Here is a 20,922-nt window from a genome sequence, read left to right as displayed (position 1 = left end):
ATCAGGCATGTGGGGTTTTTGGGCTCACTTGGTTTAGGTTAGCTTGTGGGGCTAACTTGTGGGGTTGGTTGCCTTGTGTTGATTGGGTTGTGGGGGTGTTGGGGACACACTTTTCTGCCTATAACCCTATAGCCCTTAACCCGGTCTAGCTGCGTCTGTTTGTGTTAGCAAAGGACGCCCGCCCCACCTTCCTTGCCGTATGGCAGGAAAGCGGGGCGGGCGTCCTGGTATCTACCTTATGTGTACCGTGCCCTGCTCACTTTAAGCCTGAAAAGTGGGCAGGAGCTGGTACAAAGTGGAGGTGCTTGGGGTGCTTAGCCCTCGCGTACGATCTTCAAGATGGTATCGCGCACGCGCTCCATGGTGGCCTGGTCGGGGGCCTCAAGGTTCAGACGCAGGAAGGGCTCGGTATTGGAGGGGCGCAGGTTGGCCCACCAGCCCTCAGTCTTGTGCTCGAAGGTGGTGCCGTCCATGTCGGAGACCTCAACGGTGTCGCCGAAGAAGTCGGCAACGCGGGCGATAGCACCGGCCTTGTCTTCCAGTTCAGAGTTGATCTCGCCGGAAGGAACATAGGGGGAGTAGACAGCACCCAGCTCAGAGAGGGGCTGCTCGCTCTCGCCCAGGGCAGCCAGTACGTGCATGGCGGCCAGCATACCGGTGTCGGCGTTGAAGAAGTCCTTAAAGTAGTAGTGAGCGGAGTGCTCGCCACCAAAGACGCCGGACTCTTCGGCCATCACAGCCTTGATGAAGGAGTGGCCCACGCGGGTCTTAATAGCGCGGCCGCCCAGCTTCTCAACCAGCTCGGGTACAGCCTTGGAGGTAATCAGGTTGTAGATAATGACGGGCTCGTTGTTGCCCTCAGCCTTGGCGCGGGCAATCTCGCGCTCAGCCACCAGGGCGGTGATAGCGGACGGGGTGACGGGCTCGCCCTTCTCATCGATGACGAAGCAGCGGTCGGCGTCGCCATCGAAAGCCAGACCGATATCTGCACCGTGCTCAACGACAGCCTTCTGCAGATCAACCAGGTTAGCGGGCTCCAGGGGGTTGGCGGGGTGGTTGGGGAAGGTGCCGTCCAGCTCGAAGTAGAGGGGCACAATCTCCAGGGGCAGGCCGGGCAGAATAGCGTCGCCCAGAACTGCGGGGGTGGTCAGACCGCCCATGCCGTTACCGGCGTCCACAACAACCTTGAGGGGGCGGATGCCCGAGAGGTCGACCAGGTTACGCAGGTACTCGGCGTAGGCCTTGAGAACGTCCTTTTCAGAAACAGAACCGGGAGCCTCAACGGCGGGAATTTCACCCTCGTTCAGGTACTTCTGGGCCAGGTCACGAATATCGAAGAGACCGGACTCTGATGAGAGGGGAACAGCACCTGCCTTAGACATCTTCATGCCGTTGTACTCGGCAGGGTTGTGGGAGGCGGTGAAGGTGACACCGGCAGCGTTCTCAACGCCGCAGGCGAAGTAGAGCTCGTCGGTAGAGATTAGGCCGATGTTGATGACGTTAGCGCCGCGGGCGGTAGCGCCCTCAGCGAAAGCAGCCATGAACTCGGGGCCGGAGGGGCGCATGTCAGCGCCGACCAGGACGTCCTGACCTGCCAGACCGAGAACGTCTACGAAAGCTGCGCCGGTTGCGCGAACGGTCTCGGCGGTGATGGTTTCGCCCACGATGCCGCGAACATCGTAAGCCTTAAAAGATGCGGTTAAATCAATAGTATTCACGAGAGTAAGTCTAATTGCCCTGTGACCTGTTTAGACAGTATCTAGACAGATTTCCTGTGTGATTTATGGCGATAAACACCAGCTTTCTGGGCCATAAACTGACCCAAGGTGGGGCTGGAGCATGGTTTGATGGTGCCTATGGGTGAACTTTTTTCTTTAGATAATCCGATTCAGAACTACGCCTGGGGCTCCTATGAGACACTGGCCCTCATGCGCGGTGTCCCCGCCCCCACCGAGCAGCCGGAGGCTGAGCTATGGGTGGGTGCACACTCGTCCGCCCCCTCCGTAGCTCACGTGGATGGCGGTGCCTTCCCGCTCGATACCCTGGTGGGCGAGCAGCCTTCCCGCTTCCTCAACCCGCAGCGCACCAGCGATACCTTCCCCTTCCTCTTCAAGATTCTTGCCATTGAATCCCCCCTGTCGATTCAGGTGCACCCCACCGATGAGCAGGCCCAGGCTGGGTTTGCGGACGAGAACGCCCGCGGCATCGCCCTTGACGACCCGGCCCGTAACTACAAGGATCGCTTCTCTAAGCCCGAAACCGTCATCGCCCTGTCGCCCATGCGCATCCTGACCGGCGTGCGCGAGTTCGCAGAGCTGCGCGCTATTGCCGAGCACTTCTCCCTGCCCTGGCTCACCGGGGCCCTGGGCGCGGCTAAGACCGCCAAGGAGCTGCTCACCGTCATTATCCGCATGCCGCAGGACGCCGCCGCGGCAGCTGTCGAGCAGACCGTTGCGTCCGCGCGTACCTGGGTAGCCAAGAACGGTGAAGTTCCCGGTAGCGAATCAACCGCCGCCGGTGTTGCCGAGCTAGTAACCCTGATTGATAGCAAGTACCCCGGCGACCGCGGCCTGCTGGTCGCTCTGGTCATGAACCTGGTCTACCTTGCCCCCGGCGACTCTGCCTACACCCCCGACGGCCAGGTGCACGCCTACGTCTCGGGTACTGCTATTGAGCTGATGAACCCCTCAGATAACGTCATGCGTGCCGGCCTTACCCCCAAGCACATTGATGAGGAAGAACTCATTAAGATCCTCGGTGAGGGCCAGGGCGCACCTACTATCCAGCGTCCTACCCCTACCAGCGAGAAGGCCGCCGAGTACTCCATGTGGGACGAACGCCTCTCTGTCACCCACCTGGTCGTTGAAGAGGGCGAAACCATCACCCTTCCCCTGGCCGGTGTAGCCACCGCCCTGTGCGCGGGCGGCACCGTTGTGGTCAGCGACGATGTCAAGACCTTCACCCTGACCGGCACCCAGTCGGTTATGTACGTGGGCGAGCCCACCGAGGTGACCGTCACCGGCGCCGGCGAACTCTACATCGCAGCCCAGCGCTAAGGCGGAAGGACGCCGCCGCGCGGCACCTTTCCGTCATCTAGAGCAGGTGCGGGGGAGAGCTGGGTAAAGTAGGTAGGGACGACGTCCGGCGCTCTATCCCCAGCCGGGGAAGGGCCGATAACTCCTACAAGGAAGCCCATGAAAATCATTCTGACTGTCACCGGCCTTGACCACGAAGGTATCATTGCCGGTGTCACCACCAAGCTCGCTGAGCGCAAGGTTAACATCGAGAACCTGTCGCAGACCCTCATGCAGGGCTACTTCACCATGATTCTGCAGGGGAGCTTCGATGATTCTGCCCAGTCGATTACCGACCTGCAAGAGGCTATGAAGCCGGTTGAAGAAGAGCAGCGCGTGCAGATTCGTATTCAGTCTGACGCCATCTTCCAGGCCATGCATACCCTCTAGGAGTTACCGACTATGTTTAGTGACCGTTCCGGTAACGTTCTTGAGACCCTGCAGATGATCGAGGAAGATAAGCTTGATATCCGCACGGTGACCATGGGCATCTCTCTGCTGGATTGCGCCGATTCTGACGGTGCGGTGGCCCGCCAGAAGATTTACGACAAAATCACCTCCCGCGCAGCCCGTCTGGTTGAAGTAGCTGAGGGTATCGAGGCTGAACTCGGTATTCCCATTATTAATAAGCGTATTTCGGTGACCCCGATTGCCCTGGTGGCGGGTGCCTCAAACGACGAGGACTACGTGGAGTTCGCCAAGACCCTGGACGCCGCTGCCAAGGCCGTGGGCGTTAACTTCATCGGTGGCTTCACCGCCCTGGTTGATAAGGGTGCTACCCCGGCCGATGAGAAGCTCATGCGCTCTATCCCGCGTGCCCTCAACGAAACCGACGTGGTCTGTGCTTCGGTGAACATCGGCTCATCCCGTGCCGGTATCAATATGACCGCAGTGCGCACCATGGGTGAAGTCATTCGCGAGACCGCTGAGGGCTCTGCCGAGGCCCACGGCTTTGGCTGCTCCAAGCTGGTGGTCTTTGCCAACGCTGTTTCTGACAACCCCTTCATGGCAGGTGCCTTCCACGGGGTACAGGAAGCCGACACCGTTATCTCGGTGGGCGTCTCTGGCCCCGGTGTGGTCAAGAGGGCCCTGGAGAAGGTGCGCGGGGCGTCCTTCGACGACTGTGCTGAGGCCATTAAGAAGGCGGCCTTCAAGATTACCCGCATGGGCCAACTGGTGGGCACCCTGGCCGCTGAGCGCCTGGGCGTGGAGTTCGGCATCGTCGATCTTTCCCTGGCCCCCACCGCCGAGGTGGGCGACTCGGTAGCCCACGTGCTCGAAGAGATGGGCCTGGAGTCGGTGGGTACCCACGGCACCGTCGCTGCCCTGGCCCTGCTTAATGACGCGGTGAAGAAAGGCGGGCTCATGGCCTGCTCGCACGTGGGTGGCCTCTCGGGCTCCTTCATCCCGATTTCTGAGGATATCGGCATGATTGAAGCTGCTGCCGCCGGCAAGATTACCCTGGATAAGCTCGAAGCTATGACCGCGATTTGTTCCGTGGGTCTGGATATGGTGGCGATTCCCGGCGATACCTCGGCCGCAACCATTTCTGCCATGATTGCCGATGAGGCCGCGATTGGCGTCATGAACCACAAGACTACCGCTGTGCGCGTCATTCCGGCGATTGGCCTGGAGGTTGGCGAGATGGTGGAGTTTGGTGGTCTGCTGGGCCGCGCCCCCGTCATGCCTGCCCACCCCGAGTCGGCTGAGGTCTTTGTGGCCCGTGGCGGCCGTATCCCCTCCCCGGTACACGGCTTCCGCAACTAACCTCCCTCCCACAAGGGGACCTGATTTTCAAAAAGGGACCGCATAATATGCGGTCCCTTTTTGGTTTTGCGGTCCCCTTGCAGGCCGTGGGTCGTGGGCTGCGAGCTACGGAACTGGGCGCGGACGCGGTGTGAGCGGCACCGTCACGTAGGGCAGGAACCAGCCGATGAGGGGCCCCACAGAAAAAGCGATGATTAGGGCGCCCAGGCCAGCCTTAATGAGCAGGGCACAGGAAGCCCCGAAACCTACCAGACCGACCACGAGCAGGGGCAGGCGCAGGGCAAGTTTTCCTGCGCGCAGCTGCTGCAGGGGCCCAAGGTGGGCGAGCGGACGGGGAGCGGACTGGGCCATGTAGGTGCTTTCTGGCAGGAGAAGGGCCGGGGGCTAGGCGATGAAGCTGGTCATCATAGCTTCGAAGGCCAGGCGGGCGCCGGCGTTGGTGCGGATGCGGCGGCGGGTGGTAGCTACCGTATCGAGGTGGGCTAGGGTGCGCTCGGGGCTGGTGCGCTCGGCGTAGGCATAGATGTCATCGGCTAGGTGGGCGTTGATGATGTCTGCCCCGGTGGAGAGCTGCACGGTGAGCACATCGCGGAAGACGGTTTGAATGTCGGCCAAGAACCGGTCGAGGGTGTCGGTCTGAATGCGCTTGGCGCGGCGTTTTTGGTCTTCTTCGAGCTGGCGCACCTGGGCCCGGTGGGTGGGGGAGAGCTTCTCGCCGTCCTCGTAGCCCAGGGCGGTGAGCAGGGCGGAACGCTCGGCTTCGTTGCGGGCTTCGGCGTCCGCTTCGGCTTCTGCCTCGGCGATGGTGATCAGGTCGTCGGCGGCCTCCATGGCAGCGGCAATGGAACGCAGGGTGATGGGCATCTGCACCACGGTGCTGCGGCGTTTGCGGGCTTCGGGGTCGGTAGCTAGCTTGTGGGCTACGTCCAGATTGCCCTGGGCCAGGCGGGCTACGAAGTCTGCCTGGTGGGGCTCAAGCGGGGTGCCGCTTGCCTGCGCGTCGGCAAGAAGCCGGGCGGCGACGTCCGCCACCGAGGGCAGGCGTAGCTTGACCGGGCGGCAGCGGGAGCGAATAGTAACCAGGACGTCGGCGGGCGAGGGGGCGGTGAGCAGCCAGATGGTGTAGGGCGGGGGCTCTTCAATAGCTTTGAGTAGCACGTTGGAGGTGCGTTCGGGCATGCGGTCGGCGTCCTCAATGAGCATGACGCGCCAGCGCCCTACCGCGGGGCGATCCTGGGCTTTGACCACGAAGTCACGGGCTTCTTCGATGGTGATGGTTGTCTTTTCGGTGGCGAAGTGCAGGAAGTCTGCGTGGGAGCCATTGAGCACCGTGGTGCAGGAGCGGCAGTGCCCGCAGCCCCGGGCGGCCGGGTCGGGCTGGTCGCAGAGCAGGGCGGCGGCGAAGGCTAGGGCAGCGTCGGAGCGGCCTGCCCCGGGCGGGCCGGTGAAGAGCCAGGCGTGGGTTGGTTTGTCTTCGGCAGCGGCGCGGGTGAGCTGGGCGCGCACGTCGAGCTGGCCGGTGAGGGCATCAAAGACGCTCATGCGATACTCCCCAGGGCTGCTGCCAGCACGTCGGCGTGGACGTCCTCGATCGGGCGGGCGCCGTCAATGCGGGCGTACCGCTCGGGGTTGGCGTCGGCTAGCTGCTGGAAGGTGGCGTGTAGGGTGCGGTGGAAGGTGTCATCTGCTGATTCCATGCGGTCGGCGGCGCCCCGGGCACCTGCGCGGGAGCGTCCTTCGGCCAGGGGCACATCGAGCAGAATGGTGGTGTTGGGCAGCAGATTAGAGGTGGCCCAGCGGCTGAGGTCGACTACGGTGTCAATGCCCAGGCCGCGGCCTGCCCCCTGGTAGGCGGCTGAAGAATCAATGTAGCGGTCGCAGAGCACCACCTGCCCGGCTTCAAGGGCGGGGCGGATCTTCTGGTGGGCGTGGGCTGCGCGGGAGGCCGCAAAAATCAGGGCCTCGGTGTGGGGGTCGATCTCACCGTTGCCGTGTTCAAGAACCAGGGCGCGGAGTTTCTCACCGATATCGGTTCCGCCGGGTTCGCGGGTGACCAGCACCGAGTAGCCGCGTTCGGTTAGGGCGTCGGCCAGGAGTTTAATCTGGGTGGTTTTGCCCGAGCCGTCCCCGCCTTCGAAGGCGATGAAGGTGCCGGGGTAGGGGCGGGCCGCGCTGCTCGCGTCCACCGGGAGGGTTCGGACGCCCGGGTCGGCTTCTGGGGTGTAAGAAAGTGCGTGGGTCACGGGTATAAGCCTACCAAGGCGTCCAAATCCTAGCCCCCTCCCAGCACAAGCGCGTATCGTTGAATCTATGACTGAACAGAACCTCTCACCCGAAACCCGCCTGGTGGCCGGTGGCCGCCCCGCCCACGACGACCTGGCTCCCGTGAACCCGCCGATTGCCATGTCGTCCACCTTCCGCCAGACCGGCCCCTCAGACCTCAACACCTACGCCCGTTTCTCCAACCAGTCCTGGGACGGCATCGAAGAGGTCGTCGCTGACCTTGAAGGGGCAGAGCTACCCGGTCTGGTCTTTGCCTCCGGCATGGCTGCTGTTGCGGCTGTGCAGGATCTGGTGCCCGTAGGTTCTATCATTCTGCTGCCCGAGCACACCTACATGGCCTCAGTCTCTATGGCTAAACGCCTCGAAGCTCGCGGTATCACCACCGTGGTGCGCCTGGACATCGAAAACACCGAGTCCGTCATTGCCGAACTCGAAAAGGCCGCCGCTACTGCCGGTACCACCCCCGAGAACATCAACTACGCTGCTCCCAAGGTGCTGCTGTGGATGGAGTCCCCCACCAACCCCATGATGGAGGTCGCCGACCTGCCCGCTATCCTCGCGGCAACTCAGCGCCTGGGTATCGTCTCTGCTGTTGACAACACCTTCGCCACCCCGCTGGGCCAGAACCCTCTGGCCCTGGGTGCCGACGTGGTCGTCCACTCCGCCACCAAGTCCATCGCCGGTCACTCCGATGTGCTGCTGGGCATCACCGTCACCTCTAACCCGACCCTGCGTGAAGCCATGGCCGCCCACCGCACCACCAACGGCGCTATCGCCGGCCCCTTCGAGGCCTGGCTGGGGCTGCGCGGTGTCCGCACCCTGGGGGTCCGCCTTGAACGCGCCGCCGCTAACGCCCTCGAACTGGCCCAGCGCCTGCAGACCCACCCCGCGGTTAAGGCCGTGCGCTACCCCGGCCTGCCCACCGACCCCGGCTTCGAACGGGCGTCCGCACAGATGCGCACCTTCGGCTCAATCCTCTCCATCACCCTGGACGCCACCGCCGAAGAAACTGACCGCGTAGTGCAGGCCCTGAACATCTGGACGCCCGCCACCAGTCTCGGTGGCGTAGAATCACTGATTGAACGCCGCCGCCGCCACGGTTCGGAGCCCCACTCAATCCCCGAGTCGCTACTGCGCCTGTCGGTAGGTATCGAGAACGTCGATGACCTCTACGACGACCTGGCCGCGGCCCTCGATAACATCAAGTAACGAACGGACGCCATGACCCCCATTGCCCTGATTATGCTGGTCACCTACTACGTGGGCCTTGCCCTGGCCCTGGTAGTTGCCGCCCTGTCGATCTTCGCCCTGGTTGAGGCCGCCCGCGCCTCAAGCTACGCCTACCAGAGCGCCTTCAAGCGCACCAAGGGCTTCTGGGTAGGAGTCACCGCTGCTGCGACCGTCTTCTCCGTGCTCATGGTGTGGCAGTCACTGACTATCGGCGGCGGCTCTATCTTCTTGCAGCTGATTGCGGCCACCGCCGTGGGGGTCTTCCTCGCGGACGTCCGCCCCGCTGTCGCGGTACGCCGCCGCTAGTCGCAGCTTGCGTTAAGGTCTGAAAAACCCACACATATTCACGAAGAAACCCCCGGAAAAGACCGGGTTTTCCGTGAATATGTGTGGGTTTATCTTTGCTTTGGGGGTTGGGAGTGGGATAATAGGGAGTATGACTTACAAATTGGTACTGCTCCGTCACGGGCAATCAGAATGGAACGAAAAGAACCTCTTCACCGGCTGGGTAGACGTTGCCCTGACCGAGAAGGGTCGCGCCGAAGCCACCCGCGGTGGCGAACTGCTGAAGGAACGCGGCATCCTCCCCGATGTCGTCCACACCTCCCTGCAGCGCCGCGCCATCAACACCGCCAACCTGGCTCTCGATGCCGCTGACCGCCACTGGATCCCCGTCAAGCGCAACTGGCGCCTGAACGAGCGTCACTACGGTGCGCTCCAGGGCAAGGACAAGACTCAGACCCTCGAAACCTACGGTGAAGAGCAGTTCATGACCTGGCGTCGCTCCTACGACGTTCCGCCTCCGGCCCTCGACGACAACGACGAGTTCTCCCAAGCGAACGACCCCCGCTACGCAGACATCGAGAACGCTCCCCGCACCGAGTGCCTGAAGGACGTCCTCGAGCGCATGCTGCCCTACTGGGAGTCAGACATCAAGGAAGACCTGAAGGCTGGCAAGACCGTTCTGGTTGCTGCTCACGGTAACTCCCTGCGCGCCCTGGTCAAGAACCTCGAAGGTATCTCAGATGAGGACATCGCCGGTCTGAACATCCCCACCGGTATTCCCCTCTACTACGAGCTCGACGAGAACTTCAAGCCTGTTGGCCCCGGCGAGTACCTCGACCCCGAGGCTGCTAAGGACGCCATCAAGGCTGTTGCTAACCAGGGTAAGAAGTAAATCCCCGGTAGGTACCACTTAAATCAGAAAAACCCACCAACTAGGTGGGTTTTTCTGATTTAAGTGGTACCTTCTGACGGAGATGGTACCTACCAGCCTAGATGCTGGGCACCGCGTTCCAGTCGCCGGTAACCAGGTAGGTGACCTTACGGGCTACCGAGACACCGTGATCGCCAAAGCGCTCCAGGTAGCGGGACGCCAGGGTGACGTCAACGGTGACCTGGGCGTTCTGGCCCCAGTCGGGAGCTGCCATGCGGTTGAAGACCTCAACGTGCAGCTCGTTGATGCGCATCTTGTGCTTGATGATGTCCTGGGTGTGGGAGAGCTCGCGGGTCTCGAGCAGGCTGATGACGCTGGCGATAATCTTCTGGTCAAGCTCGATAATTTCGCGGAAGACCGGCACGATAGACTCGGGCAGGACGTGCTCGGGGTAGCGCATGCGGGCAACCTGGGCGACGTGGCGAGCAAGGTCGCCCATGCGTTCCAGGGAGGAGCTCATGCGCAGGGCGCCAACAATCATGCGCAGGTCGGAGGCTACCGGGCCCTGCAGGGCCAGAATGTCGATAGCGCGCTCATCGAGTTCGTTTTGCATGAAGTCGATGCGGGCATCGTTGGTGATAACCTCTTCGGCTTCTTGAATATCGGCCTGCAAGAAGGCGTCCGAAGCGCGGCCGAGAGCCTCCTGGACCAGGGTGGCGATATGAATCAGCTCTTCGCCGACGTGCTGTAGTTCGGCTTGGAAGACTTTGCGCACGTGCGCGTCCTTTCCATCTGGGGAAGTGTGGGGTGCCGGGCAGACTCCTGCCCACGGCTACCCCTTTAGAGTGCCAAGGTCACATGAACACAAGCACATGGTTGGGTAAACGTTAGTTGAACCCCGGGATATTTGGGGGTCTGAGGGGCGTGGGACGGGGTCGGTAGGCTCTAAGCTGGTAGATGTGAACCCTACTGTGATTGCTTTGTCTGCCGCTGTGCTGGGGCTCCTCATCGGTGTGGTGAGCATGCTCGCCGTACAACGGAGTGAGCGTCAGCGCGCTCGCTGGGCCGACGTTGAAGAGCCGACCATTAGCGACGGCGCCGCCGAGGTACTGGCGGTCATTGGTCGCGCCTACATGGTGGTGGACGCCGTGGACGGGGTGGTGCAGGCTTCTCCGGGCGCCTACGCCTTAGGTCTGGTACGCGGGCATACAGTGGTCTCTGACGAGCTGCTAGAGATGATCGACGCGGTGCGGTCCAAGGGCATTATCGTCGAAAAAGAAATTATTTTAACCCGTGGCTTTTACGACCAGAGCCGCCTGGTAATTGACCTGCGCGTGGCCCCGGTGGGCGACGAGTACATCTTGGTGCTGGCTGACGACCGTACCGAGATCGCCCGCGCGCAGACCGTCCGTACCGACTTTGTCGCCAACGTATCGCACGAGCTCAAGACGCCGGTGGGTGCGGTGGGGCTCATGGCCGAGGCCATCGAGTCGTCGGCTGACGATCCCGAGTCGGTACTCTATTTTTCGGGCAAGCTAAAAAAGGAATCCCAGCGGCTGGCAGCCCTGGTGCAGGACGTCATCGAGCTCTCCCGCCTACAGTCAGCCGATATGGTACTGAGCTCCACCCTGGTCGATGTTGAGCAGGTGGTCGCTGAATCGGTTGACCGTAACCGCCTCACAGCCGAGGGTAAAAACATTGAACTTCTGGTAGGCGGAAAGGCCCCCCGCCCGGTCCACGGTGACCCCGAGCTGCTGGGTACCGCCCTGCGCAACCTGATTGAGAACGCCATTCGTTACTCGCCCGAGAACACCAAGGTGGGCATCGGTATGGCTGTGAAGGGTGACACTGTTAGAATTTCTGTGAAAGACCAGGGCCCGGGCATTCCCGAGGACGAACAGGACCGCATCTTTGAGCGGTTCTACCGGGTTGACCCGGCGCGTTCCCGCCAAACCGGGGGCACCGGCCTGGGCTTGAGCATTGTGAAGCACATTGTGGGCCAGCACGGCGGCGAGGTGACCCTCTGGTCCCAGCCCGGCTCCGGCTCGACCTTCACGATTGCCCTGCCCATTGTCGATGAAGAAACCGAACAGGACCTGCTGGGGGAGCACCCGCCGACGGGATCCCTTACCCAGATAACAGACCACAACACCAACGCTGCTCCGCGCCCCGCGGGGTCGGCTCAAACTGCGAAGGAAGCAAAGTAAGTGACCCGTATTTTAGTGGTTGAGGACGAAGAGTCGCTGAGCGAGCCCCTGGCCTTTTTACTGGGTCGTGAGGGCTTTGAGGTGCAGGTGGTCGATAACGGCCTGGACGCTGTGGTTGAGTTCGAGCGGAACGGTGCAGACCTGGTGCTCCTCGACATCATGCTCCCCGGCCAGTCCGGTACCGAGGTCTGTAAGCAGATTCGCGCCACCAGCGCGGTTCCCATCATCATGCTGACCGCTAAAGACTCAGAAATCGATAAGGTGCTCGGCCTTGAACTGGGTGCTGACGACTACGTCACCAAGCCCTATTCCTCCCGCGAGCTCATCGCCCGCATCCGCGCCGTCCTGCGCCGCCAGGGCGAACCCGAAGAGCACGACGCCGGGGCGATTGAGGGCGGCCCGGTGCGCATGGACGTTGAGCGCCACGTGGTGACCGTATCCGGCGAAACCGTAGCTATGCCCCTCAAGGAGTTTGAGCTCCTTGAGATACTTCTGCGTAACGCCGGGCGTGTGATGACGCGCTCCCAGCTGATTGACCGGGTCTGGGGCGCTGACTATGTGGGCGATACCAAGACCCTGGACGTGCACATTAAACGCCTGCGCTCCAAGGTTGAGCCTGACCCCTCCTCCCCGCGCTATGTGGTAACCGTGCGCGGCCTGGGCTACAAGTTTGAACCGTGACTTCCTCCCCTCCCTCACGGGAGGGGCTTCCTACCAACTAACCCGCGATTCCGACCAGGCGAGTTCATCACCGGCCATCACCACCACAGGCTAGTTCTCGATGGGTTCTTGCTTCACACAAGGACAGCGCCAGCAAGCTGACGTCTTACATCCTCTCCACAAGCGTTTAGGCTCTCGGCAAGCCCTGCCGCGAGCATGATATTAACCGCCGCATTGTAATCACGGTCAAGCCAGGTTTCACATTCCTGACATTGCCAGGCCCTGATGTTCAGGGCTTTCTTCCCACCTGGGGCCCCGCAAACAGAGCAGGTCTGGGTGGTGGGGGCAAACCTATCAATCTTGATAAGCCTTCCACCGGCGGTAGCTAGTTTATAGTCCAACATGCTGATGAGTGTTACCCAGGCAGCGTTATTGATTGATTTCCCTAACCGGGTGCGCGACAGCCCTGTAATGTTCAGTGTTTCTACTGCCACTGTTTGGTTTTCACGGGTGATAGTAGAGGTGAGTTGATGCAGGTAGTCATTGCGCTGGTTGCGGATTTTTTGGTGGATTTTAGCTACAGCAATGGCAGCTTTTGTACGGTTGTTTGAGCCTTTCTTGGTGCGAGCAAACTTGCGTTGAGCACGGGTAAGTTTGCGCTGGTTTTTCTGGTAAAACTGTGGGGTGTCAATCTTGTATCGCTGCCCGCTAGTAGTGGTAATAGTGGCAAGGTGGGTAAGCCCCAGGTCAATACTGGCAGCCTGGGCGGGGGTGACAGTGTGGTGCTGGGCTTCGAGGATAAAAGAGGCCCAGTATTTGCCGGTGCTATCTTTGCTGATGGTAAGGCTGGTGGCGTTCTCTACATTGCGCCCTGCTTTGCCTTTGACCCAGCCAACCTTGGGGATATAGAGCTTGAACTTCCCATGCTTGGCGTCATAAACCTTGACTTTGAAGGAGTTGGCCCCAGGTAGGCGAAACGACTGCACCCCTTTACGAGTGCGTCTGGGGGTTCTTGCTTTCTTGCCTGCGGCACGTTTTTTCACCACTGCAGCGTAGGCATCTTTTGCCTGAGCGCAGGACTCTTGCAAGGCAGCTGCCGGGGCCTGTGTAAGCCAGGGGAAAGCTGTCTTTTTGTTACTGACGGTCAGGATAGAGCGTAATTGTGAGTGGGTCTTACGCTGCAGCACCTGGTTCTCGTACTCGTAGTCTCGGTAGGCGGTGTACTGGTTGAAGATGAACCGGACGCAGCCGAAGACACGCGCCAAGTCTTGTTCTTGCCCGCTGGTTGGGTAAATCCTCGTTTTATATCCTCGCTTACTCATTGTTCACCTCCAACCTACCGTAAAATACTATCTAGAATTATATACTCTACAATAAGGAAAACCACTGTGAATAAAGATGATTACAGGCGCGGTAGGCATGTGGTCTATGATTTGCATGCTCATATTGTCCTGACCCCCAAATACCGCAGAAAAGTGATGACCGAGCGTGTCCATGCTCTGATTGAAGAGACCACCAAGGAAGTCTGCCACCGCTTCGATGTTGTGGTAGATGAGTTCAATACAGATCAAGACCACGCCCATCTGCTGATTACATACCCACCCAAGGTTTCTCTATCTACCCTGATTGGGGCTATTAAGACCAACACTGCTAAGCGGGTGCGAGCTGCTGGGTTTGAGGAAGTGCAGCGGGCTTTATGGGGTGAACATTTTTGGTCACCGTCGTATTTTGTAGCTTCAACGGGCGGGGCGCCTTTGGAGAAGGTGAGGGTCTATGTGCAGCAGCAGGGGCAGGTGCCTCGTGGGCCGGGGAACCCTTTGTGGTGATTCATCCACGCCCTGACGGACGTGGGTTTCTCACCACCCATCAGCTAAACAGGCGCTCTAGAGAGTAAAAAGGTGGGGCCGGGACTCAAGTAGCTGAGTCCCGGCCCCACTGCTTTGGGCTAGAAGGTATTAGCCGTTGCTGCTAGCGGTTTCGGTAGCGCTGGGAGTAGCCGCTGCGGTGGGCAGGTAGGGGGCGTACTCTTCCAGGGCGGCGTCAAGAACCGGAACGTTGAAGGTAGTGGTGCTGGAGGTGACGTTGGAGGAGACTTCGACGTCCTTCAGCAGCAGACCGGGGTTAGCGCCGGCCTCAGCCAGAAGAAGTTCGTTCTCGTCGTTTTCCAGGCGGACTTCCTGGCCAGCGGGAACCTCAACGGTGAGAGTTTCGGTGGGGAAGGCCAGGGTAACGGTGGCGTCTTCCTCGGTCTGGTTCAGAATGGTGCCCAGCACGCGGCCCTGTGAGGCCTCATCGGCTGCGATGACCATGATGTTGCGGAGCTGGATGTCCTGCTGGTTGTTCTCGCCTAGCAGGTTAGCCATCTGGCCGTCGGAGGCGGAGTAGACGATGGTGGTAGCGGGCTGGTTGGTGTAGGTGCAACCGGTGGTGGCCAGCAGGGCACCAGCGATGGCGACGAGGGCGCTGGCGCGCTTGACGGTCAAAGAAGCGGTGTTCTTCACAGCTCTAGCTCCTTGTGTAGGGTCGTAGTCTGCCGAGGGGCAGAGAAAGTGTGTGTGCTCCGCGCCGAGGTACGGAATTTTTGGTCTGTTCAGGTCACATTCTATCTGGTTTAACGACGATACGTCTGTATCAACGAGGCAAAAGGGCGTAAATGAAGTGCACAGGTTCGCTGAGAGCGCCGGGCCTATTTTGAGACTTTAAGGGTGCTGTCTTTCGTTGCATGGTAGAATAGATAGGCTGAAAGGGGTTTATCCATATGGTTTTTGAGGTTGGCGAAACAGTCGTTTACCCTCACCACGGTGCCGCAACGATTGAAGAAATCAAGATGCGCAAGATCCGTGGCGAAGAGAAGATGTACCTGAAACTCAAGGTCGCTAACGGTGACCTGGTCATTGAGGTTCCCGCTGAGAACGTCGATATGGTGGGCGTGCGCGACGTCGTTGACGAGCGCGGTCTGCAGGAAGTCATTGACGTACTTCAGGCTACCGATACCGAAGAAGCAGCAAACTGGTCCCGCCGCTACAAGGCTAACGTTGAGAAGCTGGCATCTGGCGATGTGCTGAAGGTTGCCGAGGTCGTTCGTGACCTGTGGCGCCGCGAGAACGACCGTGGCCTGTCTGCCGGTGAGAAGCGTATGCTGGCTAAGGCCCGTCAGATTCTGTCGTCTGAGGTTGCCCTGGCTAAGGACATCGACGAAGAAGCTGCCGAGGTCGAACTCGATAAGATTCTCGAGGGCGTCTAAACTTTCGGGTATGCTCACTAGCTGTGAGCACTCTAGATTTTTCTGATACAGCGGGCACCGCAACCACTTCTGGTGGTTCGGTGCTCGCTGTTGTTATTGTGGCCGCCGGTTCCGGTTCGCGTCTGGGCGCAGGTGTGCCCAAAGCTGCGGTAGAGGTGGCCGGCCGCACGCTGTTGGAATGGGCACTGACCGGTGCCCTAGCGTCGGGCGTGGTAGCTCGGCTGGTGGTGACGGTGCCCCCGCAGGATGTTGAGCTGCGACAGATCTGCGCCCGGTACGGTGCCTTGGCGGTGTCCGGCGGCGCAACGCGCGCCGAGTCGGTCACGGCTGCTTTGGCCGCGATTGCGGACGCCGCCCCCCTGCCGGGTGCCCCCGAGCAGCTGCCCACCGGCGTCCTGGTGCACGATGCCGCCCGCTGTTTCACCCCTGCCGGGGTCTATCACCGGGTGGCGGCGGCTCTAGCGGCGGGGGAGAGGGCCGTCATCCCCGTGTTGCCGGTGGTGGATACCATCAAAACTGTAGATGCTAGGGGGTACGTGAGCGGCACTCCGGCTCGCGCGCAGCTGCGGGCTGTGCAGACCCCCCAGGGCTTTGACCTGGCCACCCTGCTCCAGGCCCACCGCGATGTTGCCTCCCTAGCCCCCGAGGTCGCTGAAAGTATCACCGATGATGCCATGCTGGCTGAGACCCTGGGGCTGCCGGTGGCAACGGTCGAGGGAGCTGCCGAGGCCTTCAAGATTACAACCCCCCTTGACCTGACCCTAGCCAGAGCCCTCTACGACGAAAAGAGAGAATCATGATTCCCCGTATCGGTACCGGTACTGATGTTCACGCTTTTGGTGAGGAGAGCACCGAGCTGTGGGTGGCAGGTTTGCATTGGCCGGGCCAGCGTGGCCTATCGGGCCATTCGGACGGCGATGTGGTCGCCCACGCTGCTGCCGATGCCCTGTTTTCTGCTAGTGGCACCGGCGATCTAGGCTCCAATTTCGGGGTGAATCGGCCCGATATGGCAGGTGCTTCCGGTGTGCGGATCCTCTCTGAAGCTGCTGCCATTGTGCGGGCCGCCGGGTTTGAGATTGGCAACATTGCGGTGCAGCTGATCGGCAACAAGCCCAAGTTCTCCCCGCGCCGGGACGAGGCCAACCGCGTCCTATCTGAGGCCGCCGGTGCCCCGGTGACCGTCACCGCCACCACCACCGACGGGCTGGGGCTGACCGGCCGCGGCGAGGGCGTGGCAGCTAGCGCTGTTGCCCTGGTATACCGTAAGGACGCTTGAGCCAAGGCCCAGCGTCGGGTGCACTCAGAGACGGGGCGGTCAGCGCTACAATAAGCCTGTCCCTGTTAACACCACCCCAAGCTGTAAAGAAGTACCTGTGAACGCCGACCCCCTCGAACCCCGCCCTCACCTGCTAAGCCAGGACGGGGGACGCGTCATCGCCTGGCACGAATTTGGGCAGACAGAAGCACCCACAGCTACCGTCATCTACTGCCACGGCACTCCCGGTACCGGCTATGAGGCCCTCTTCCTCGACGAGGCCGCCCGCGAGCTGGGTATCCGCCTTATCGCCCCGGACCGCCCGGGGCTAGGAGCATCGGACGCCGTACCCCACCGGCTGGTGGGCACCTGGGCAGAGCGGGACGTCGCAGCCATCATCGACCATCTAGAGCTTGACCGTTTCAGCGTGATGGGCTTTTCCGGCGGCGGGCCCCACGCTATGAGCCTAGCTGCCCTGCACCCCGAGAAGATAGACCAGCTCATCTTACTGGCCCCCTTCACCCACCACCCCCTCTGGGAAAGCCGGCTGGGCCTTAACCTCACTCCGCTGCGCGTCCACATGTCGCATCTGACCCTCTCCTGGTTCCCCAAACCCCTGATCGACCTGACCGCCCGCGCCGTCAGTCGCCCGCTGGCGTCGGCCTCGACCCTAGCTTCAGCCCTGGGGCGAGACGTGCAGGGGCACACCGCCGCCTACCGCATGGCGGTCTCCCACGATTACGCCCTGCAGTTCTCCATCAAAGGCGGGGTGCAAGACGAGTACGCAATTCAGGACGACTGGGGGTTCGCAGAGTCCACCGTTAAAGCCCCGGCTCATCTCTGGGTAGCCGGGCGAGATTTGGCCATCAAACCCGCCCGCGCTCGCAACTTAGGGCTCCGCCTGGGAGCTCAGATTCACGAGCTGCCGAGTGATGGACATTTTTCCCTGCTGATTAACCATGCGGCAAGCGTCCTCGCACCGGTTCTACAGCGCACGGTAAACTGTTAGGCGTGACTCTACGTTTTTATGATTCAGCAACAGCAAGCGTCCGTGATTTCACCCCGGTTCACCCCGGCGAGGCCCGCATCTACTACTGCGGTGCCACCGTTCAGGGGGCCCCGCACATTGGGCACGTACGTTCGGGCCTGGTCTTTGACCAGCTCTCCCGCTGGCTGACCTACCGCGGTTACAAGGTCACCACGGTTCGTAACGTCACCGATATCGACGACAAGATTCTGGTGAATTCGGCTGCCTCTTTTGAGCCCGGCTACGCCGGAGAATACCCGGCTGAAGAGTGGTGGGCCCTGGCCTACCGCTTCGAGCGGGTCTTCGGCCAGGCCTACGCCTCCCTCAACATCGCACCCCCCACCTACGAACCGCGCGCCACCGGGCATATCCCCGAGATGTTTGCCCTCATTCAGCGCCTCATTGACCGCGGCCATGCCTACCCGGCGACCGACGGCTGCGGCGATGTCTACTTCGATGTGCGCTCCTGGGAGAACTACGGTTCCCTGACCCGCCAGAAGATTGACGACATGCAGGACGCGCCGGACGCCGACCCTCGCGGCAAGCGCGACCCCCGCGACTTTGCCCTGTGGAAGGCTTATAAGGAGGGCGAGCCCGTCACCGCCTCCTGGGATTCCCCCTGGGGTAAGGGACGCCCCGGCTGGCACCTGGAATGCTCGGCTATGGCGGGTAAGTACCTGGGCGAGACTTTTGATATTCACGGCGGCGGCCTCGACCTGCGCTTCCCCCACCACGAAAACGAGATGGCCCAGTCCCAGGCAGCCGGCTACGGCTTTGCCAACTTCTGGATGCACAACGGCCTGGTCAACTACGAGGGCGAGAAGATGTCCAAGTCTATTGGCAACATCATCACCCCCGCCCAGATGCTCGAAGCTGCCCGCCCCCTGGTCGTCCGCTACTACCTGGGCCAGGCCCACTACCGCTCCGTCCTCGACTACCACCCCACCTCCCTCGAAGAGGCTCGTGTAGCCGTTGAACGCGTTGAAGCCTTCTTGGCCGCAACCCGCGACTACCATCGCGAAGACGCCGCGGTACCCGAGGCCTTTGCCGAGGCCATGGACGATGACCTCAACATCCCCAAGGCTCTGGCTGCCCTGCACGCGGGCGTCCGCGCCGGTAACGCAGCCCTGGCTGCCGGTGAATCCGCCCAGGACGCCGCCGAGCAGGTCTACGCGATGGCCAAGGTACTGGGGCTGGTAGAGCTCATGTCCTTCAGCCAGGCAGGGGCTGCCGCCAACGAAGCCGGTGAACACGCAGCGCTCGACTCTCTGATTCAGGCAATGCTCACCCAGCGCGCCGAAGCCCGCGAAGCTAAGGACTGGGCCCGCGCCGACCAGATTCGTGACGCCCTGGCAGCAGCCGGTATCACCGTCAAGGACGGCGCAACCGGCTCCACCTGGTCCCTCTAGGCCTCATAGCCCTCCCGCTACCGTGCTCCATCTCTCGCCCCACAGGGGGCAGGGGGTCGGTAAGCTAGAAAACAATTCATAGACATCAAACAAAGGACACACCCCATGGCGAAGGCAGGCTCACGCCCCGGAGCAACCAGTAAGAAGAAGGGCCCCACTAAGGGCACCGGTGGTCACGGCCGTAAGGCCCTCGAAGGCCGCGGCAACACCCCCAAGGCAGAAGACCGCGTCTACCACAAGGCCTACAAGATGAAGAAGGCCGCTGAAAACCGCAAGGCAACGAACACCCTGCGCTCCCGCCAGCCCCGCCTGGGCGGCAAGCGGGCCTCCGACGAACTGGTCACCGGCCGCAACTCCGTGCTTGAGGCCCTGCAGACCGAGATTCCCGCCAAGACCCTCTTCGTCATGTCCCGCATCGAGGTCGATGACCGCGTCCGTGACATCATGACCGAAGCCAACAAGCAGGGCCTACCCATGCTCGAAATTGGCCGTAACGAGCTGGACCGCCTGACCGACCACGCCGTCCACCAGGGCGTTGCTCTGCAGATTCCCCCCTACAAGTACCCGGACGCCGGCAACCTGGTGCTCGACACCATGGATCTCTGGTACGACAAGAAGATGAGCACCCCGCCGCTCTTCGTTGCCCTGGACGGCATCACCGACCCCCGCAACCTGGGCGCCATCATCCGCTCCGTCTCAGCCTTCTCGGGTAACGGCGTCATCATCCCCGAGCGTCGCTCAGCAGCCATGACCGCCTCAGCCTGGAAAACCTCATCCGGTGCTGCTGCCCGCATCCCCGTTGCCAAGGCAACCAACCTCACCCGCGTGATCCAGCAGGCCAAGGACGCCGGCATCTTCGTTGTCGGTCTGGACGGCGGCGGCGACATAGACCTGCCTAACCTTGAACTAGCTTCTGAACCGCTCATGATTGTTGTTGGTTCAGAAGGCAAGGGGTTGTCACGACTGGTCACCGAGAACTGCGACCAAATCGTTTCGATTCCCATTAGCTCAGCTATGGAATCACTCAACGCCTCTATGGCAGTCGGCATCTCCCTCTACGAGGTATCCCGCCGCCGAGCTGCCTAAGCTTCTTATAAGAACGAAGTGCTCTCCCGCGATAGCGGGGGAGCACTTTTTGTTTATCTAGTCTTAGGGGGGGGCTGGCGGCAGGCTCACAGCGAAGCTGCTGGCACCGGGGCTGGCGTGAATCGCTTGTGAGCGTCAGCGAACCAGCGAGAGGGTCGGCAGCAAGCGTGAGCCTGCCGCCCCCCCGCACAAAGATAAGAAACTTATGTGAGCTGGAATAAGGGTCTGGCTCACAAAAAATCCCTAAAATCAAGCCTTCTGAAGACCTTCAAAAAAACTTTAAAAATATTTTTACGGTGCTTAGTTTAGCTTTGACTAGGTGTTTTACCTGTTGTGGGTGGAGATTTTGAGGCAAAAAGGCTCCTGTGGTGGCACTTTTGGGTTGCGCGCTCTGGAAAACCTGCGTAGAGTATTACGAGTCGCCACGGCACAGGGGAAACCCGCCAAGCGACAAAACACCTAGTCACATAGCGAATTCAGGCCAAGGCCGGAACCGAGAAATCACAGCTCGCACGAGTGAGATT

22 protein-coding genes are annotated in these 20,922 nt (G+C 61.2%); 15 read left to right on the top strand and 7 right to left on the bottom strand.

Going from position 1 to position 20,922, the window contains the following annotated elements; all coding sequences use genetic code 11:
- Positions 1 to 314: 314 nt before the first annotated feature.
- The gene (locus tag L6758_RS10775; protein WP_237206080.1) at positions 315 to 1,718 is read right to left on the bottom strand and encodes a phosphomannomutase/phosphoglucomutase; all 1,404 of its coding nucleotides are present in this window, start codon (positions 1,716 to 1,718) and stop codon (positions 315 to 317) included.
- 138 nt (positions 1,719 to 1,856) lie between these two features.
- Between L6758_RS10775 and manA the strand changes: the two genes are divergently transcribed.
- The 3 genes from manA to L6758_RS10760 all read left to right on the top strand — a co-directional run bounded on the left by manA (position 1,857) and on the right by L6758_RS10760 (position 4,841).
- Positions 1,857 to 3,056 carry a mannose-6-phosphate isomerase, class I gene (gene manA, locus L6758_RS10770; RefSeq protein WP_237206079.1) on the top strand — a complete coding sequence of 400 codons (1,200 nt, stop codon included), beginning with the start codon at positions 1,857 to 1,859 and terminating at the stop codon, positions 3,054 to 3,056.
- A gap of 138 nt (positions 3,057 to 3,194) precedes the next feature.
- Positions 3,195 to 3,464, top strand: coding sequence for an ACT domain-containing protein (locus L6758_RS10765; RefSeq protein WP_237206077.1), 270 nt, complete (start codon positions 3,195 to 3,197; stop codon positions 3,462 to 3,464).
- 12 nt (positions 3,465 to 3,476) lie between these two features.
- Positions 3,477 to 4,841, top strand: a complete 1,365-nt coding sequence (locus tag L6758_RS10760; protein WP_237206076.1) for a PFL family protein — start codon at positions 3,477 to 3,479, stop codon at positions 4,839 to 4,841.
- 105 nt (positions 4,842 to 4,946) lie between these two features.
- Here L6758_RS10760 and L6758_RS10755 read toward each other — a convergent pair whose 3' ends face one another.
- From L6758_RS10755 to tmk, 3 genes are read right to left on the bottom strand one after another with little or no spacing between them, the layout of a single operon-like run.
- On the bottom strand, positions 4,947 to 5,192 hold the full coding sequence (locus L6758_RS10755) for a hypothetical protein (RefSeq protein WP_237206075.1): 246 nt from the start codon (positions 5,190 to 5,192) through the stop codon (positions 4,947 to 4,949).
- Positions 5,193 to 5,225: 33 nt separating this feature from the next.
- Positions 5,226 to 6,383, bottom strand: a complete 1,158-nt coding sequence (locus L6758_RS10750; RefSeq protein WP_237206074.1) for a DNA polymerase III subunit delta' — start codon at positions 6,381 to 6,383, stop codon at positions 5,226 to 5,228.
- The gene (gene tmk / locus L6758_RS10745; RefSeq protein WP_423817211.1) at positions 6,380 to 7,084 is read right to left on the bottom strand and encodes a dTMP kinase; all 705 of its coding nucleotides are present in this window, start codon (positions 7,082 to 7,084) and stop codon (positions 6,380 to 6,382) included. The genes L6758_RS10750 and tmk overlap by 4 nt, the downstream gene beginning before the upstream one ends.
- A 67-nt stretch (positions 7,085 to 7,151) precedes the next feature.
- Between tmk and L6758_RS10740 the strand changes: the two genes are divergently transcribed.
- The 3 genes from L6758_RS10740 to L6758_RS10730 all read left to right on the top strand — a co-directional run bounded on the left by L6758_RS10740 (position 7,152) and on the right by L6758_RS10730 (position 9,531).
- The gene (locus tag L6758_RS10740) at positions 7,152 to 8,333 is read left to right on the top strand and encodes a trans-sulfuration enzyme family protein (RefSeq protein ID WP_237206073.1); all 1,182 of its coding nucleotides are present in this window, start codon (positions 7,152 to 7,154) and stop codon (positions 8,331 to 8,333) included.
- A gap of 12 nt (positions 8,334 to 8,345) precedes the next feature.
- Positions 8,346 to 8,660, top strand: coding sequence for a DUF2516 family protein (locus L6758_RS10735; RefSeq protein WP_237197641.1), 315 nt, complete (start codon positions 8,346 to 8,348; stop codon positions 8,658 to 8,660).
- Positions 8,661 to 8,790: 130 nt separating this feature from the next.
- On the top strand, positions 8,791 to 9,531 hold the full coding sequence (locus L6758_RS10730; protein ID WP_135013359.1) for a phosphoglyceromutase: 741 nt from the start codon (positions 8,791 to 8,793) through the stop codon (positions 9,529 to 9,531).
- Positions 9,532 to 9,628: 97 nt separating this feature from the next.
- Here the strand turns inward: L6758_RS10730 and phoU are convergent, their stop codons facing one another.
- Positions 9,629 to 10,285 (bottom strand): phosphate signaling complex protein PhoU, encoded by a 657-nt coding sequence (gene phoU / locus L6758_RS10725; RefSeq protein ID WP_237206072.1) that lies wholly within the window; start codon positions 10,283 to 10,285, stop codon positions 9,629 to 9,631.
- Positions 10,286 to 10,469: 184 nt separating this feature from the next.
- Between phoU and L6758_RS10720 the strand changes: the two genes are divergently transcribed.
- Together L6758_RS10720 and L6758_RS10715 are read left to right on the top strand one after the other, a co-directional pair.
- Positions 10,470 to 11,717, top strand: a complete 1,248-nt coding sequence (locus tag L6758_RS10720; RefSeq protein WP_237206071.1) for a sensor histidine kinase — start codon at positions 10,470 to 10,472, stop codon at positions 11,715 to 11,717.
- Positions 11,718 to 12,398 carry a response regulator transcription factor gene (locus L6758_RS10715; protein WP_237197648.1) on the top strand — a complete coding sequence of 227 codons (681 nt, stop codon included), beginning with the start codon at positions 11,718 to 11,720 and terminating at the stop codon, positions 12,396 to 12,398.
- A gap of 113 nt (positions 12,399 to 12,511) precedes the next feature.
- On the opposite strand, the gene L6758_RS10710 is transcribed toward L6758_RS10715, so the two are convergent.
- Positions 12,512 to 13,699 (bottom strand): RNA-guided endonuclease InsQ/TnpB family protein, encoded by a 1,188-nt coding sequence (locus L6758_RS10710; RefSeq protein ID WP_237206070.1) that lies wholly within the window; start codon positions 13,697 to 13,699, stop codon positions 12,512 to 12,514.
- Between the two features lie 66 nt (positions 13,700 to 13,765).
- Here L6758_RS10710 and tnpA point away from each other — a divergent pair, with 66 nt between their 5' ends.
- Entirely contained in the window at positions 13,766 to 14,203 is a 438-nt protein-coding gene (gene tnpA / locus L6758_RS10705) for an IS200/IS605 family transposase (RefSeq protein ID WP_237197652.1), read from the top strand.
- Between the two features lie 129 nt (positions 14,204 to 14,332).
- On the opposite strand, the gene L6758_RS10700 is transcribed toward tnpA, so the two are convergent.
- Positions 14,333 to 14,878, bottom strand: a complete 546-nt coding sequence (locus L6758_RS10700; protein ID WP_237197654.1) for a hypothetical protein — start codon at positions 14,876 to 14,878, stop codon at positions 14,333 to 14,335.
- Positions 14,879 to 15,135: 257 nt separating this feature from the next.
- On the opposite strand from L6758_RS10700, the gene L6758_RS10695 reads away from it, so the two are divergent.
- The 6 genes from L6758_RS10695 to rlmB all read left to right on the top strand — a co-directional run bounded on the left by L6758_RS10695 (position 15,136) and on the right by rlmB (position 20,398).
- Positions 15,136 to 15,621, top strand: coding sequence for a CarD family transcriptional regulator (locus tag L6758_RS10695; RefSeq protein WP_185173529.1), 486 nt, complete (start codon positions 15,136 to 15,138; stop codon positions 15,619 to 15,621).
- A gap of 23 nt (positions 15,622 to 15,644) precedes the next feature.
- Positions 15,645 to 16,421: a 2-C-methyl-D-erythritol 4-phosphate cytidylyltransferase gene (ispD, locus tag L6758_RS10690; RefSeq protein ID WP_237206069.1), complete on the top strand. Its 777-nt coding sequence runs from the start codon at positions 15,645 to 15,647 to the stop codon at positions 16,419 to 16,421.
- Entirely contained in the window at positions 16,418 to 16,897 is a 480-nt protein-coding gene (gene ispF, locus L6758_RS10685; RefSeq protein WP_237206068.1) for a 2-C-methyl-D-erythritol 2,4-cyclodiphosphate synthase, read from the top strand. The genes ispD and ispF overlap by 4 nt, the downstream gene beginning before the upstream one ends.
- Before the next feature lie 97 nt (positions 16,898 to 16,994).
- Positions 16,995 to 17,885: an alpha/beta fold hydrolase gene (locus tag L6758_RS10680; RefSeq protein WP_237206067.1), complete on the top strand. Its 891-nt coding sequence runs from the start codon at positions 16,995 to 16,997 to the stop codon at positions 17,883 to 17,885.
- A 2-nt stretch (positions 17,886 to 17,887) separates the two neighbouring features.
- The gene (gene cysS, locus L6758_RS10675; protein WP_237206066.1) at positions 17,888 to 19,312 is read left to right on the top strand and encodes a cysteine--tRNA ligase; all 1,425 of its coding nucleotides are present in this window, start codon (positions 17,888 to 17,890) and stop codon (positions 19,310 to 19,312) included.
- 105 nt (positions 19,313 to 19,417) lie between these two features.
- Complete coding sequence (gene rlmB, locus L6758_RS10670; RefSeq protein WP_237206065.1) at positions 19,418 to 20,398, top strand: 23S rRNA (guanosine(2251)-2'-O)-methyltransferase RlmB; 981 nt, start codon at positions 19,418 to 19,420, stop codon at positions 20,396 to 20,398.
- Positions 20,399 to 20,922: the final 524 nt, after the last annotated feature.

Origin of the sequence: Rothia nasimurium, from assembly GCF_928382285.1 — a bacterium.
In the GTDB taxonomy this organism is placed as follows: domain Bacteria; phylum Actinomycetota; class Actinomycetes; order Actinomycetales; family Micrococcaceae; genus Rothia; species Rothia nasimurium_E.
The sequence above is the reverse complement of the archived record's forward strand: the minus strand, read 5'-3'. Positions and strand labels throughout refer to the sequence as shown.

What these genes read in the sequence shown, in the direction of transcription:
- L6758_RS10755 (WP_237206075.1), bottom strand. Translation starts at nt 5,192, where the DNA reads ATGGCCCAGTCCGCTCCCCGTCCGCTCGCCCACCTTGGGCCCCTGCAG.
- L6758_RS10760 (WP_237206076.1), top strand. Translation starts at nt 3,477, where the DNA reads ATGTTTAGTGACCGTTCCGGTAACGTTCTTGAGACCCTGCAGATGATC.
- L6758_RS10695 (WP_185173529.1), top strand. Translation starts at nt 15,136, where the DNA reads ATGGTTTTTGAGGTTGGCGAAACAGTCGTTTACCCTCACCACGGTGCC.
- L6758_RS10765 (WP_237206077.1), top strand. Translation starts at nt 3,195, where the DNA reads ATGAAAATCATTCTGACTGTCACCGGCCTTGACCACGAAGGTATCATT.
- L6758_RS10730 (WP_135013359.1), top strand. Translation starts at nt 8,791, where the DNA reads ATGACTTACAAATTGGTACTGCTCCGTCACGGGCAATCAGAATGGAAC.
- rlmB (WP_237206065.1), top strand. Translation starts at nt 19,418, where the DNA reads ATGGCGAAGGCAGGCTCACGCCCCGGAGCAACCAGTAAGAAGAAGGGC.
- L6758_RS10710 (WP_237206070.1), bottom strand. Translation starts at nt 13,699, where the DNA reads ATGAGTAAGCGAGGATATAAAACGAGGATTTACCCAACCAGCGGGCAA.
- L6758_RS10735 (WP_237197641.1), top strand. Translation starts at nt 8,346, where the DNA reads ATGACCCCCATTGCCCTGATTATGCTGGTCACCTACTACGTGGGCCTT.
- L6758_RS10740 (WP_237206073.1), top strand. Translation starts at nt 7,152, where the DNA reads ATGACTGAACAGAACCTCTCACCCGAAACCCGCCTGGTGGCCGGTGGC.
- manA (WP_237206079.1), top strand. Translation starts at nt 1,857, where the DNA reads ATGGGTGAACTTTTTTCTTTAGATAATCCGATTCAGAACTACGCCTGG.
- L6758_RS10750 (WP_237206074.1), bottom strand. Translation starts at nt 6,383, where the DNA reads ATGAGCGTCTTTGATGCCCTCACCGGCCAGCTCGACGTGCGCGCCCAG.
- ispF (WP_237206068.1), top strand. Translation starts at nt 16,418, where the DNA reads ATGATTCCCCGTATCGGTACCGGTACTGATGTTCACGCTTTTGGTGAG.